13 protein-coding genes are annotated in these 12,542 nt (G+C 71.7%); 7 read left to right on the top strand and 6 right to left on the bottom strand.

Going from position 1 to position 12,542, the window contains the following annotated elements; genetic code table 11:
* Positions 1 to 262: 262 nt before the first annotated feature.
* Positions 263 to 1,870: a carboxylesterase/lipase family protein gene (locus VGD70_RS17025; protein WP_331082446.1), complete on the bottom strand. Its 1,608-nt coding sequence runs from the start codon at positions 1,868 to 1,870 to the stop codon at positions 263 to 265.
* A gap of 187 nt (positions 1,871 to 2,057) precedes the next feature.
* Between VGD70_RS17025 and VGD70_RS17020 the strand changes: the two genes are divergently transcribed.
* The 3 genes from VGD70_RS17020 to VGD70_RS17010 all read left to right on the top strand — a co-directional run bounded on the left by VGD70_RS17020 (position 2,058) and on the right by VGD70_RS17010 (position 3,965).
* Entirely contained in the window at positions 2,058 to 2,660 is a 603-nt protein-coding gene (locus VGD70_RS17020) for an MEDS domain-containing protein (RefSeq protein WP_331082445.1), read from the top strand.
* A gap of 8 nt (positions 2,661 to 2,668) precedes the next feature.
* Entirely contained in the window at positions 2,669 to 3,463 is a 795-nt protein-coding gene (locus VGD70_RS17015) for an NYN domain-containing protein (protein ID WP_331082444.1), read from the top strand.
* Positions 3,464 to 3,593: 130 nt separating this feature from the next.
* The gene (locus VGD70_RS17010; protein WP_331082443.1) at positions 3,594 to 3,965 is read left to right on the top strand and encodes a nitroreductase/quinone reductase family protein; all 372 of its coding nucleotides are present in this window, start codon (positions 3,594 to 3,596) and stop codon (positions 3,963 to 3,965) included.
* On the opposite strand, the gene VGD70_RS17005 is transcribed toward VGD70_RS17010, so the two are convergent.
* From VGD70_RS17005 to VGD70_RS16995, 3 genes are all read right to left on the bottom strand, one after another.
* On the bottom strand, positions 3,949 to 4,407 hold the full coding sequence (locus tag VGD70_RS17005; RefSeq protein WP_331082442.1) for a DUF1772 domain-containing protein: 459 nt from the start codon (positions 4,405 to 4,407) through the stop codon (positions 3,949 to 3,951). The two genes, VGD70_RS17010 and VGD70_RS17005, sit on opposite strands and share 17 nt — an antisense overlap.
* A 145-nt stretch (positions 4,408 to 4,552) precedes the next feature.
* A complete protein-coding gene (locus VGD70_RS17000) occupies positions 4,553 to 5,239 on the bottom strand; it encodes a TetR/AcrR family transcriptional regulator (RefSeq protein ID WP_331082441.1) in 687 nt (228 codons plus the stop codon).
* 5 nt (positions 5,240 to 5,244) lie between these two features.
* Positions 5,245 to 6,456 (bottom strand): cytochrome P450, encoded by a 1,212-nt coding sequence (locus tag VGD70_RS16995; protein WP_331082440.1) that lies wholly within the window; start codon positions 6,454 to 6,456, stop codon positions 5,245 to 5,247.
* Positions 6,457 to 6,572: 116 nt separating this feature from the next.
* On the opposite strand from VGD70_RS16995, the gene VGD70_RS16990 reads away from it, so the two are divergent.
* From VGD70_RS16990 to VGD70_RS16975, 4 genes are read left to right on the top strand one after another with little or no spacing between them, the layout of a single operon-like run.
* Positions 6,573 to 8,042, top strand: coding sequence for an MFS transporter (locus VGD70_RS16990; protein ID WP_331082439.1), 1,470 nt, complete (start codon positions 6,573 to 6,575; stop codon positions 8,040 to 8,042).
* 49 nt (positions 8,043 to 8,091) lie between these two features.
* The gene (gene lexA, locus VGD70_RS16985) at positions 8,092 to 8,751 is read left to right on the top strand and encodes a transcriptional repressor LexA (protein WP_331082438.1); all 660 of its coding nucleotides are present in this window, start codon (positions 8,092 to 8,094) and stop codon (positions 8,749 to 8,751) included.
* 18 nt (positions 8,752 to 8,769) lie between these two features.
* Positions 8,770 to 9,825: a Gfo/Idh/MocA family protein gene (locus VGD70_RS16980; protein WP_331082437.1), complete on the top strand. Its 1,056-nt coding sequence runs from the start codon at positions 8,770 to 8,772 to the stop codon at positions 9,823 to 9,825.
* Positions 9,826 to 9,844: 19 nt separating this feature from the next.
* Complete coding sequence (locus tag VGD70_RS16975) at positions 9,845 to 11,158, top strand: lanthionine synthetase LanC family protein (protein WP_331082436.1); 1,314 nt, start codon at positions 9,845 to 9,847, stop codon at positions 11,156 to 11,158.
* Positions 11,159 to 11,187: 29 nt separating this feature from the next.
* Here VGD70_RS16975 and VGD70_RS16970 read toward each other — a convergent pair whose 3' ends face one another.
* Both VGD70_RS16970 and VGD70_RS16965 read right to left on the bottom strand, forming a co-directional pair.
* Entirely contained in the window at positions 11,188 to 11,715 is a 528-nt protein-coding gene (locus VGD70_RS16970) for a GNAT family N-acetyltransferase (RefSeq protein WP_331082435.1), read from the bottom strand.
* Between the two features lie 89 nt (positions 11,716 to 11,804).
* The coding region (locus tag VGD70_RS16965) for a PIG-L deacetylase family protein (RefSeq protein ID WP_331082434.1) at positions 11,805 to 12,542 on the bottom strand (738 nt) is incomplete at its 5' end.

Raw genomic sequence — 12,542 nt, 5'->3', positions numbered from 1 at the left:
TGCTTCGACACTTTCCACCCAGGAAATTTCCCCCGCCACTCCAACACGAACCAGCGACGGCCGACCCACTACGCCTGAGCCGACCAATCCGTCCGGCCGCGCCCGCGGGGTGCGCGGCCGGACGGGGGCGGGTTAAGGCGTGTCTCGTAGATCATCGTGTGAAAATTCTGCGCCGACCACCGGAACCTCAGGGGACCGTGACGGCACCTAACCACCATCCACCTCGATACCCGCACTATCCGCTGGGACGCAACGCACACTTTTAATCCCGGGGAGGCGGGCTAGCCGTCGCCCAGAAGTCGCAGTTGTGCTCGTCGGCGAAGTTGGTCTGCCGGATGGCGTCGGGGGCCAACGACTGCGCGGTGGCCGACCGGAACCGCGGCCAGGTCGGTGAGCCGACACCGTTCGGGTCGCCCGTGGCCGCGAACTGGCCCCAGTACCGGATCAGCTGGTCCGCGAGCTCCTGCTGGGCCGGGGTGAAGGCGGGCACGAACCCGGGCAGGTCGAACAGGTACGCCAGCTCCGAGGCGTGGTACGCGCCGGGCGGCAGGCCGGGCGGGAACGGGAACTGGGTCGGCGCCCCGCGGTCGGCGAACTCGTAGGCGTAGGTGGGCGTCCGCGTCGCGAGCCGGCGGTCGGCGGTCAGCTGGGTGCACGACCACACCCGGTCAGTGGCGACCGCGGCCCACGCCACCGCGGACGAGCCGGATGCGCTCGACGGGTACCGCTCGGCGACCTCCGGTGCCCTGTCGCCGAAGGCGTCGGACAGCAGTTGCTGGTAGCCCTCCTCGGTGAACGCCTGCGGGAGGAACGCCGTCGCGAGCCGCTGCTCGTCGCGGGTGGTGCCCGACATCACCGGGATCCGGCTGAACCGGCCGGCGGCCAGCGCCTGGTCCGGCCGCTCGGGCAGGATCCGGTTGCCGAACGCGACGGCGGGCAGGTCGTCGCTCTGGGTCGCGGCCAGTAGCTGGGACACGTGAATCCCACGTAGACAGTCCACTTGCGACGCCGGGCTCGCGCAGCCGAGCCGGGTGGCGAGCGCGGTGCCCTCGGCCTCCGCCTCGGCCAGCGGCCGCCAGGGTGAGCCGGCGGAGGTCCCCGGGTTCACGCCGTTGCGCGGCCAGCTGGTCGAGCAGGAGCCGCTCTCCATGATGGCCCGGTGGAACAGTCCCCGCGCCGACGGCGAGGTGAGCTGGGCGCAGGTGTCGAAGGCGCCGCCCGAGTGCCCGGCCAGCGTCACGTTGCCCGGGTCGCCGCCGAAGGCCGGGGCGTTGCGCCGCATCCAGCGCAGTGCCGCCTGCTGGTCTTCGAGGCCGAAGGCGCCCGAGTCGCGCAGGAGCGGGTGCCCGAGGAACCCGAACACGCCGAGCCGGTAGTTCGCCGTCACCACCACGACGTCTCCGCCCACGGCCAGCCGCCGCGCGTCGACGTCGCTGCCGGCGCCGAAGGCGTTGCCGCCGCCGTGCATCCACATGATCACCGGTCGCGGCCGGCTACGGCCGCCGGGGCGCGGCGTCGCCACGTTGAGGTAGAGGCAGTCCTCGGACTCGCTGGCCGGGCCGATGTTCTGCGCCTGCGCGCAGCGGTCGCCCGGTCTCGTGGCGTCCCGCACCTGCGTCCATGCCGGGGATGGCTGTGGCGGACGCCAGCGCAACGCACCCACCGGTGGCGCCGCGAACGGAATGCCCTGGAACGTCCTGCTGTCTTCGGTGACCGTGCCGCGCACCGGTCCGGCGTCGGTCCACACGACCGCACCGCCGCCCGAAGCGCCCGCGGCGGGCGGCGTGAGCATCACTGCTCCCGCCACGCCAGCAGCGACGATGACGGCCGCCAGGCCGCGCCTGGTCGAGAAAGCCTTGGTCAGCAACATGGTTGCCACCTTCTGGTCGGGGAGCGTTACCGGGCACAACCGTCCCACCGACAAGAATCATTGTCAAGACAAATCTTGTTGTCGGCGAGCGGCGAGGCGGCACGCTGGCAGGGGTCCGGTGCCCCGCGCATCCCCCCGATCCGTGCCACGATGAAGGGCATTCGCGGCCTCTCCGAAGGGGATCGGCATGCATGGGAACGTAGGTCTCGGGCTGGCGGGGATGTCGGTCTCGACGGGCACGCACATCTGCGGCCTCTTTCGCGGCAGAGCGGAACGGAACGCGATGGTCGGCGCATTCGTGCGGGCGGGACTGGGGGACGGCGCGAAGTGCGTGTGCGTCATCGACGAACCGGACCCGGCGACCATCACCGAGGCGCTGGACATCGATACCTCCGAGCTCGACCCCGAGACGCTCGAGGTGAGGGTGGCCCGGGACGCGTACACGGGCCTGGCCGGCTTCTCGCGGCCCGGCATGTTGGCATATTGGCAGAGCTGGACCGCGGAGGCGCTCGCCTCGGGTGCGTATCGGACAATTCGGCTGACCGGCGAGATGACCGTGGGGATCAGCGAGAAGATCGACTCGACGGAATGGCTGAGGTACGAGTCCGAGCTCAACTACTTCGTGCCGCACTTTCCCCAGGTTCTGCTCTGCCTGTACGACATCGCCGAGATCGACGGACGGCTTCTCGTGGAGATCATCAAGACCCATCCCATGGTTCTGATAGGCGACACGGTCCTGGAGAACCTCTACTACGTGGACCCCGACTCCTACACACCGGAAATCGGCTGAGCCGCCGTATGGTCAGCGACAACGCCGCCAGGCTGGCGGTGCTCATCGACGCGGACAACGCGCAGCCGTCGATCACCGACGGGTTGCTGGCGGAGGTCGCCAAGTACGGCACCGCGCACGTCAAACGCGCCTATGGCGACTGGACCGGCACGAGCCTGAAGGGCTGGAAGGACCAGCTGCTCGCCCAGTCGATCCAGCCCATCCAGCAGTTCGCCTACACCACCGGCAAGAACGCCACCGACGCGGCGATGGTCATCGACGCGATGGACCTGCTGTACTCGGAGCGCTTCGACGGGTTCTGCATCGTCTCCAGCGACAGCGACTTCACCCGGCTGGCCGCGCGCCTGCGCGAGTCCGGCCTCACCGTGTACGGGTTCGGCGAACGCAAGACGCCCAAGCCCTTCGTCGCGGCCTGTGACAAGTTCATCTACGTCGAGAACCTCCGCTTTCCGGAGAGCCCCGCCGCGGCGGCCGACGCGGAGCCGAGGTCGCGGCCGGCCGTTTCGGCCGCGCAGCTCAAACGCGACGCCGCGCTGGTCAACCAGCTGCGCAACGCCGTCGAGGCGGCCTCCGACGAAGACGGCTGGGCCTCGCTCGCGTCCGTCGGCCACATCATCACCAACCAGCAACCGGACTTCGACCCGCGCAACTACGGCTACGCCAAGCTCAGCGACCTGATGACGGCGACCACGCTGTTCGAGCTGGACCGCCGCAGCCCCGGCGACGGCAAGCCAGGAATCATCTACGCGCGCGACAAGCGCCGCCGTCCGGGCAAGAGGTCCCCGGCCGGCTCATCCCGGTAACCCCGCGGGAGCGAGCACGCAGAACCACCACCTGAACCCACTGACCGCGCTGGCCCGCGGGCTGGGCCGGCGCCCCTGGCTGATGAAGCTGGCGCCGGTGATCATCGGGCTGGACCGCACACTGCACAAGGTGAGCAGGGGCCGACTGAGCCTGGTCGGCTTGGCCGGGCTGCCGTCGCTGCGGCTCGTCACCACCGGCCGCAGGTCCGGCCTGCTCCGCACCAACGACCTGCTGTACACGCCGTACGGAGACCGGTACGTGGTGATCGGGTCGGGGTGGGGCCGGCCGAACCACCCGGCGTGGACGTTGAACCTGACGGCGAACCCGCATGCCACGGTCATCGTGCGCGGCCGGTCCGTCCCGGTGGTCGCACGCCGGGTCGGCGGGCCGGAGCTGGCCGACGTCTGGGCGCTGGCCGTGCGCAACTGGCCGGCCTACGTGCTGGAGCGGCGGCTCGCCGACCGCGAGTTCCGGATCTTCGTGCTCAGCGAACGGGACTGACCGCGCCGACGATGCAGGCGAAGGCGGCGATGCCGAGGAGGGTGCGGCCGTAGTGGAACCGGCGCCAGACGATCCGGAGCCGCTCGGCGCCTTCCGGTGCGCTGCCTTCGGGGAGCCGGCGGAACCGCGCGTTGATGGGCTCGGCGACGATGAGCGAGCTGACGATGATCACCGCGAGCAGCGCGACCGCGACCCAGGTCAGGGCCGCGGGGCGGCCGCCGGTGTTGAGGGCGAACAGCAGTGCTCCGGCGCAGCTCAGCGCCCCGAGGATCGGCAGCATCGGGTCGACCCGGGCCAGCGACCGGCGGAAGTCGACGGCGTACTGCTCGACCGGCATGCGCCGCCAGAGGTTGGTCCGCTCGACGGCGACGACCAGGATGCCGCCGGCGAACGGTCCACCGGAGGCGAGCATCAGCCACGAGCCGAGCTGGGCGAGCGTCATGGCACTCCCTCGAGGTCTCGTCCGGCCTGCCACTGGCAGTGAAGGCGACGGTCGGGCCCCGCGGCAACCCCTCGCGGTCGTGCCTCCAGACCGTCTCGACCGGAAGGGCAGGTGCCCCTCCGCGCTGAGCACGGTCGGCCGGCCGCTACTCCCCGGGTCGGGAGGGGGCGGTGACAGGTGCCAGCCAGAGCCCGACGAGCGCGTCGATCAGCCCGGTCGCGGCGTCGTGCCAGCTGGCCCTGGGGGTGGGGGTGCCCTCGGCGAGGGCGCGTTCGCGCTCGGCGACCATGTGCACCAGCAGCTGGCGCGCCATGTCGCTGCGCTCGGCGTGCACGTCGGCCGGCAGGTCGGGGAGGCACCGGTTCAGCTCGTCCACGATGCGCACCACCGACGGTGACGACTGCGACTCCTCGACCATGATCGGGCGGAGCGCGGGGTCGGTCATCACCTGTGCGCCGAACCGGGCGAACCAGGTGGGGCTGCCCATCGCGGCCAGATGCTCGGCGACGGGGCGCACCAGGCAGGCGACCCAGTCCCGGACGTCGGTGCTGGCGCCGATCTCGGCCACCATGCGCTGGCGGAGCTCCTCGATCGGCGCGGAGTGCCTGCGGGCGATCGCCCGCACCAGGTCGATCTTGGTGCCGAAGTGGTATCCGACGGCCGTGTTGTTGCCCTGCCCGGCGGCCTCGCTGACCTGCCGGTTGGACACGGCGAACACGCCGTGCTCGGCGAACAGCCGCTCCGCCGCCGTCAGGATCAGCTCCCGGGTCGCGTGCGCCCGCTCGCCCCGCACCGGCTTGCCGGCGTCGTTGCCGGCGGTCCTGCTCATCATCGTCATCACCATCGCACGGGTAGTTCCTGGACCCCGCCGACGACGAGACCCTCGACGCGGCGCAGATCCGCCACCGCCACCGCGAGCTCCAACGACGCCAGCTTGCGCAGCAGCACCTCCAGCACCACCTGCAGCTCGGTGCGGGCGAGCACCTGCCCGAGGCAGGAGTGCGCGCCCGCGCCGAAGGCCAGGTGCGGGTTCGGGCTGCGGTGCAGGTCCATCTCGGCGGCGCGGCTGAACACGCTCTCGTCGCGGTTGGCCGCGGCCATGCTGCACACCGCGGTGGTGCCGCCGGGCACCACGGTGCCGGCGATCTCGACGTCCTCGTGCAGGTAGCGCGCCATGCCGAAGCCCGCGTTGGCGTCCATCCGCAGCGCCTCCTCCACCGCCGTGCGCACCAGCGACCGGTCGGCCAGCAGCTCCTCCCAACGACGCCGGTCGGCGAGCAGCATCGCCATCATCTTGCCGATCATGTTCGCGGTGGTCTCGTGCCCTGCGACCAGCAGGCCGATGCCGGTGGACACCAGGACCCGGTCGGACATCGGCTCGCCGTCGGAGTCGGTGTCCGAGATGAGCGCGCTGAGCAGATCCTCGCCCGGCCGCGCCCGCTTGGCGGCGATGTGCCCGGCCATGTACCGGCCGAACTCCGCCTGTGCCGCGTCCATCTCGGCCTGCGTGCAGCGGGTCATGCTGAGCATCAGGTCCGACCAGTGGGCGAACCGGTCCCGGTCGGCGTCGGGGACGCCGAGCATGTCGCAGATGACCCATACCGGCAGCGGGAAGCCGACGCTCGCCTTGAGGTCGGCCGGCGCGCCGTTCTTGACCATCTCGTCGACGAGTTGCTCGGCCATGGCCTCGATGCCGGGTCGCAGCGCGTTCATCCGCCGGGCGGTGAACCACTCGCCGATCATCCGCCGCCACTTCAGGTGGCCCTCGCCGTGCTGGGGGAGGACCGAGGCCATCTCGCTGTTGAACACCCCGCCCGACTCGACGTCCGCGATCCGGGCCGCGTCGTCCGCCGGCGTCGGCCGGGTGAACCGCGGGTCGGACAGGACCCGGCGGACGTCCTCGTAGCGCGTGACCAGCGTGGCCTCGTCGCCGCTCGGGAGCGTCACCCGGGCGACCGGGCACTGTGCACGCAACCGGGCCCATTCCGCGGGCGGCTCGAGCGTGGCCTCGGTGGGGATCGGGTAGCGCAACGGCTCACCTTGGGTCACCGGACGCTCCTTCGCTGTGATGTTCCCTTACTCACAGTGTGTCCACGTGCTTGAGCTAAGTCAATCAGCTGACTTAATCTTTGTGCACCGTCACGTGCTCAGACCGGAGGCCTCGCATGTCCCCAACGCCCGTCGCGCCACCGCGGCCGGACGTCCGCCCGAACGTCCGCCCGAATGTCGTCGTGGTGGTGCTGGCGCTCGGCGGGATCGTGGTCTCCCTGATGCAGACCCTGGTGATCCCGCTGATCCCCGAGCTCCCCACGCTCCTGAGCGCCTCGGCGGCCGACGCGTCGTGGGTGATCACCGCGACGCTGCTCGCCGCCGCCGTCGCGACGCCGGTGGTGGGCAGGCTGGGCGACATGTACGGCAAGCGGCGCATGCTCCTGATCAGCCTGGCCCTGCTGGTCGCCGGCTCGATCGTCGCCGCGCTCAGCAACACGCTGGCGCCCATGGTCGCCGGCCGGGCGTTGCAGGGCCTCGCGTCGGGCGTCATCCCGCTGGGGATCAGCATCATGCGCGACGAGCTGCCGGCCGACCGGCTCGGTTCGGCGACCGCGATGATGAGCGCCTCGCTGGGGGTCGGCGGCGCGCTCGGCCTGCCGGCCGCCGCGTTCCTGGCCCAGCAGGTGGACTGGCACATGCTGTTCTGGGCCTCGGCCGGCCTCGGCACGGTCGTCGCCCTCCTCGTGCTGACGTGCGTGCCGGAGTCGAACGTGCGCACCGGCGGGCGCTTCGACCTCATCGGCGCGGTGGGGTTGTCCGCCGCCCTGGTCTGCCTGCTGCTGGCGATCTCCAAGGGCGCCGACTGGGGCTGGACCAGTGGCGCCACCCTGGGCCTGTTCTGCGTGGCGGTGGTCGTGCTGCTGGTGTGGGGCTGGTTCGAGCTGCGCACCCGGCAGCCGCTGGTGGACCTGCGCACCACAGCACGCCGTCAGGTGCTGGCGACCAACCTCACGTCCGTCGTGTTCGCGTTCGCCATGTTCGCGATGTCCCTTGTGCTGCCCCAGATCCTGCAGCTGCCCACCGCCACCGGCTACGGCCTGGGCCAGACCATGCTGGCCACGGGTCTCGTGCTCGTCCCGTCCGGCGTGGTCATGATGGCCACCGCGCCGCTGTCCGCACGCATCTCGCGAACCCGCGGGCCGAAGGTGACGCTGATGCTCGGCGCCGTCGTGGTCGCCGCGGGCTACGGCCTCGGCGTGGTGCTGATGTCGGCCGTGTGGCACCTGGTGCTGGTCTCGGCGACGATCGGCGCGGGCATCGGCCTCGCGTACGGGGCCATGCCGGCGCTCATCATGGCGGCCGTGCCGGTGTCGGAGACCGCCGCCGCGAACAGCCTCAACACGCTGATGAGGGCCATCGGCACCTCGGTCTCCAGCGCTGTCGCCGGCGTCGTCCTGGCCCACCTGACCATCACGTTCGGCCCCGCCACCGTGCCGTCCCAGGACGGCTTCCGCCTGGTCATGGTGCTCGGCGGCACCACCGCCCTCCTCGCCCTGGCGGTGGCGGCCTTCATCCCCGGCCGGCGCGGGGTACCGACCACGACCGGGACCCGCCACGGCGAGGTGGTCGCCGCGGCCCGGTAGCGGCCGCGCCGCGGGAGCACGTGGCGGCCCTACCTCTACCATTCGGCCGGTGACCACCTACGACGACCATGATGTGTTCGACCAGCTGGACACCTCGGCCCTGCCGCCGCGTCAGCAGCGGATCCTGGTCGCGATCCGGGACTGGGTGGTCAGGCACGGGTACTCGCCGAGCAGCCGGCAGATCGGCGATGCCGTTGGCCTGCGGTCGTCGTCATCGGTGTCCAAGCACCTGGCGAGTCTGGAGGAGCGGGGGTTCCTGCGGCGCGGTACCGCGGTGTCCCGGCAGATCGACGTGCGCGGGTTCCTGCGGCCGCCGACCCAGGAGCCGGCCGGCGACTCGGTGACCGTGCCGGTGGTCGGCGACATCGCCGCGGGGATTCCCATCTCGGCCGAGGAGCATGTCGACGACGTCCTGACGCTGCCGCGTGAGCTCACCGGCCGGGGCACCGTCTTCGGGCTGCGGGTACGTGGTGACTCGATGGTCGACGCCGCGATCTGTGACGGGGACACCGTCGTGGTGCGACAGGAGCACGAGGCGCATTCGGGTCAGATCGTCGCCGCGATGATCGACGGTGAGGCCACCGTCAAGGTGTACCGGCGCCGCAACGGCCACGTCTTTCTCGAACCGCGCAACCCCGGCTACGACGTCATCGACGGCGACCGGGCCGTCGTACTGGGCATCGTCGTCTCTGTGCTGCGCAGCGTCTGAGACCCGGGCGAGGGTTGGATGGGCGGGATGACCAGTTTCGCGATCGTGGGTTCCGGGTGGCGGGCCGAGTTCTTCTGGCGCCTCGCCGCCGCGTTGGACGGGCTTGCCTGTGTCGGTGTGGTGTCGCGGCGGCCGAGGGATCTGGGGGTGCCGGTCTATCCGTCACTGGGGGAGTGTCTTGCCGCTGCCAAGCCGGATTTCGTTGTCACCGCGGTGCCTTGGGGTCTGACACCCTCGCTCGTGGTGGAGTTGGTGGAGCGGGGGGTTCCGGTGCTTGCCGAGACGCCGCCGGCGCCGGACCTCGACGGGCTTCGCGCGTTGTGGCGCACGGTCGGGGACAGCCGGCTGGTCCAGGTCGCTGAGCAGTACCCGCGGATGCCCGCGCACGCGGCGCGCGTCGCGCTCGTTCGGGCGGGGGCCATCGGGGATCCGACGAGGGTGGACGTCTCCTCCACCCATCAGTACCACGCGGTCTCGCTCATCCGGACGCTGTTGGGTGTCGGGCGGGGGCCCGCCGAGGTGCGGGCCGTGCGGACGACGGCCCCGTTGGCCGACCCGCTCTCCCGCGCGGGGTGGGCCGACCCGGTCGAGGTCAAGCAGGCCACCACGACCATCGCCACCATCGAGTTTCCGGACGGCGGGTTCGGGGTCTACGACTTCACCGACAACCAGTGGCACAACCAGCTGCTGATGCGCCGCCTGCTGGTTCGCGGCACGACCGGTGAGCTGCGTGACCAGGACGTGGTCCGGCTGGCGGGCGACCGCACGATCGTCCGGACCCCGATCGTGCGCCGGCAGACCGGGTACGACCTGGACCTCGACGGCTTCGACACCGACCACATCACGTTCGGCTCCGACGTCCTCTACCGCAACCCCTACCAGGGACAGCGGTGGAACGACGAGGAGATCGCCATCGCCACCCTCCTCGAGGACACCGCGGGGTGGGTCCGCGGCAGCGGGCCCGAGCCCTACCCGCTCGCCGACGGCATCCAGGACCACCGCATCGCGCTGGCGATCGAGGAGGCGGCCGACCGCGGCACCGCCGCCCGGGTGGCTGCCGAGCCCTGGCACTGACGGGGCCATCATGGAACGGATGACGTACCGCGATGTCGCCGAAGCCGCCTGGCGGTGGGTGCTGGGCCAGGTTCGGTGGGACGACGGGCCGTGGATTCCCGAGTCGGTGGCCGGGCCGGAGGCCGGGGACGTGCCGCCGTACCGCGACGGTCTGCACAGCGGGGTGGGCGGGTTGGCCTATGTGCTGGCCGAGATCCGGCTCGCTCGCGAGTGGACCGTCGAGGAGGAGCGGCTGGCGGCGGCGATCGCCGGGCGGGTGAGCGGCAGGGTCCCCGGCGAGACCGACTGCACCTTCTTCGACGGGCTGGTCAGCACGGTCGGCGTGCTCACCGTGCTGGCGGAGGTCGCCGGGACGCGGGCCGCGGTGGACCGGCTCGTCGCGCTCGGCACCCCGGACGGCTGGCCGCAGACATCCCTTGGACCGCCCCGGTTTCTGCCGGACACGCGGATCAACGACGTCACCCTCGGCACGGCGGGCGTGCTGCTGGGTGCGTTGTGGGCGCGGCGATCGGGGGTGGCAAGCGCACGCGAGCTGGGTGAGCTGGCCGCGGGCGTGCTCATGGCCGAGGCGGAGACCGTGCCGACGGGTCTCAACTGGCGCTTCGTGCCGACACGCTTCCGCACCGATCCCGGCCGGCAGATGCCCAACCTCTCGCACGGCCTGGCGGGTGTCGCGGCGGCGCTCGCCCTTGCCGGCGCCGAGCTCGACCGCCCGGACCTGACCTCCGCCGCCGTGCGCGGCGCGGAACATCTGGTGACGCTCGGCACGACGGACGACGGGTTCGTCCTCCCGCGGTACATCCCCGGCGACGACGCCGACGAGGACGCGGTCACCTACAACTGGTGCCACGGCCCGGCCGGCACCTCGCTGCTCTTCCTTGCCCTGCACCACGCCGGCGTCGAGGACGTCGCGGGCGCCGCGCCGCTCCGGTGGCATCGCCGGTGCCTGCACAGCGTCCGCACGTCGGGCCTGCCGGCGCGCCTGCACCCCGGCTTCTGGGACAACGACGGCCGCTGCTGCGGCACCGCGGGCGTGGGCGAGGTGTTCCTGGACTCCTGGCAGCGCGCGGGCGAGGCGGACGACCTCGAGTTCGCGTTGCGCCTGGCCGACACCCTGGTCGAGCACGCGATCCTCGACGGCCCGCACGCCTACTGGCGGTTCGTCGAGCACCGCGCGCCCGATCCGCTGCTGCCGCCGGGCGTCGGCTGGAACCAGGGAGCGGCCGGCATCGCGAACTTCCTGTTCCGTGCCAGCCGCATCCTTGAGGACGGACCGAAAGCCGAGACGGTCCCACGCATGGACACCTGGTGGGCGCTCCCACCCAGGCTGTAACACATGGCCAGGGCACACTGGTTGTCGGTTCAGGCGCTCAGGTCGTGGTGGAGTCGTCGTTCGTGCAGCTCGGTGCCGCCGGGTCCGCGGTCGAGCTGGGAACGTCCGGTATCGGTCCAGCCGTGGCGATAGTAGAAGCGCAGGGCGCGTTCGTTGGTGTCGAGAACCCACAAGCCGCCGTGGGTGAAGCCGCAGGATCGGAGCCGGTCGAGGGCGGCGGCGTGGAGCTGGGTGCCGATGCCGCGGCGCCAGACGTCGGGGGCGAGGTAGAACGCGTAGAGGTCGCCAAGAGAGGGGTCGGCGCGGTCGGCGGATACGAGAGGCGGACCGGTCGCGGCGAAGCCGACGATGGCGCCCGCGATCGTTGCGACGACCGCGCGGGTGTGCGGCGGGCGGGCGGTGAGGGCGTCCGACCAGAACTGTTCCCGGTCGGGGATGGACAGGCCGGCCAGAACATCGTCGGGGAGCAGACCGCGGTAGGCGGCGCGCCAGGACCGCACCAGCACGTTGGCGATGGCGTGGGCGTCGGCCTGCGTCGCGTCTCGAAGCTCGACCATGTTGCCGATGCTTCCACGGGAGAAAGGCCGCGAGCTCCGCAACGGGGGCGAGCTCGCGGCGGACGGGCATCGTCACCGGGTGACCCGGGTCAGTCCTGCGCGGCTTCGGTGGAGAACTCCGGTGGTGCCTGCAGGTCGTGGGCGCGGAACAGGACGGCGTGCTCGACGCCCATGGCCTTGCCGCTCATCGCGGTGAACATCGGGATGATGTCCTCGGGGGCGGGGTGGTCCGGGAGCGCGGCCAGGTACGCGGCGTGCGCCTCGAGCGAGGCGACGCCGCGGCGCAGCGGCTCACCGGTGACCTCGACGCCGTGGGTCGCGCCGGAGCCGGCGAGGCCGGGGATGATGAGCCAGCGCACGGAGTGCGGTTCGAGGTCCTCGTCGTCGACCTGCTCCGGGAAGACCCACCGGTTGCCCGCGTCGCGCACCGCGTCGAGCGTCGCGAGCCCGGCCGCGCGGTGGTCGGCCTGGTCGAAGCCGTAGGGCGTCTCGATCTCGTAACCGGTGCCGAGTACGACGTCGGGCTTGAACCGGCGGATCTCCCGGCAGATGTCCCGGCGCAGGTCGAGGCCGTAGACGAGCACGCCGTCCGGATGTTCGAGGACGGTCAGGTGCTTGACGCCGACGACGGCGCAGGCGGCCTGCTGCTCGGCGACGCGCAGGCGTGCCGTCTCCTCGGGAGGGTTCGGCATGCCGGCCTCGCCGCGGGTGAGCAGGAGATAACCGACCTCGATGCCGCGCGCGGTCCAGCGAGCGACGGCCGCGGACGTGCCGTACTCCATGTCGTCAGGGTGCGCGACGACGCAGAGCACGCGCTGGAAGGACTC

Origin of the sequence: Actinophytocola sp., from assembly GCF_036402745.1 — a bacterium.
Lineage (GTDB): Bacteria > Actinomycetota > Actinomycetes > Mycobacteriales > Pseudonocardiaceae > Actinophytocola.
The sequence above is the reverse complement of the archived record's forward strand: the minus strand, read 5'-3'. Positions and strand labels throughout refer to the sequence as shown.

What these genes read in the sequence shown, in the direction of transcription:
- VGD70_RS17025 (WP_331082446.1), bottom strand. Translation starts at nt 1,870, where the DNA reads ATGTTGCTGACCAAGGCTTTCTCGACCAGGCGCGGCCTGGCGGCCGTC.
- VGD70_RS17020 (WP_331082445.1), top strand. Translation starts at nt 2,058, where the DNA reads ATGCATGGGAACGTAGGTCTCGGGCTGGCGGGGATGTCGGTCTCGACG.
- VGD70_RS17015 (WP_331082444.1), top strand. Translation starts at nt 2,669, where the DNA reads ATGGTCAGCGACAACGCCGCCAGGCTGGCGGTGCTCATCGACGCGGAC.
- VGD70_RS17005 (WP_331082442.1), bottom strand. Translation starts at nt 4,407, where the DNA reads ATGACGCTCGCCCAGCTCGGCTCGTGGCTGATGCTCGCCTCCGGTGGA.
- VGD70_RS17000 (WP_331082441.1), bottom strand. Translation starts at nt 5,239, where the DNA reads ATGATGAGCAGGACCGCCGGCAACGACGCCGGCAAGCCGGTGCGGGGC.
- VGD70_RS16990 (WP_331082439.1), top strand. Translation starts at nt 6,573, where the DNA reads ATGTCCCCAACGCCCGTCGCGCCACCGCGGCCGGACGTCCGCCCGAAC.
- VGD70_RS16980 (WP_331082437.1), top strand. Translation starts at nt 8,770, where the DNA reads ATGGGCGGGATGACCAGTTTCGCGATCGTGGGTTCCGGGTGGCGGGCC.
- VGD70_RS16975 (WP_331082436.1), top strand. Translation starts at nt 9,845, where the DNA reads ATGACGTACCGCGATGTCGCCGAAGCCGCCTGGCGGTGGGTGCTGGGC.
- VGD70_RS16970 (WP_331082435.1), bottom strand. Translation starts at nt 11,715, where the DNA reads ATGGTCGAGCTTCGAGACGCGACGCAGGCCGACGCCCACGCCATCGCC.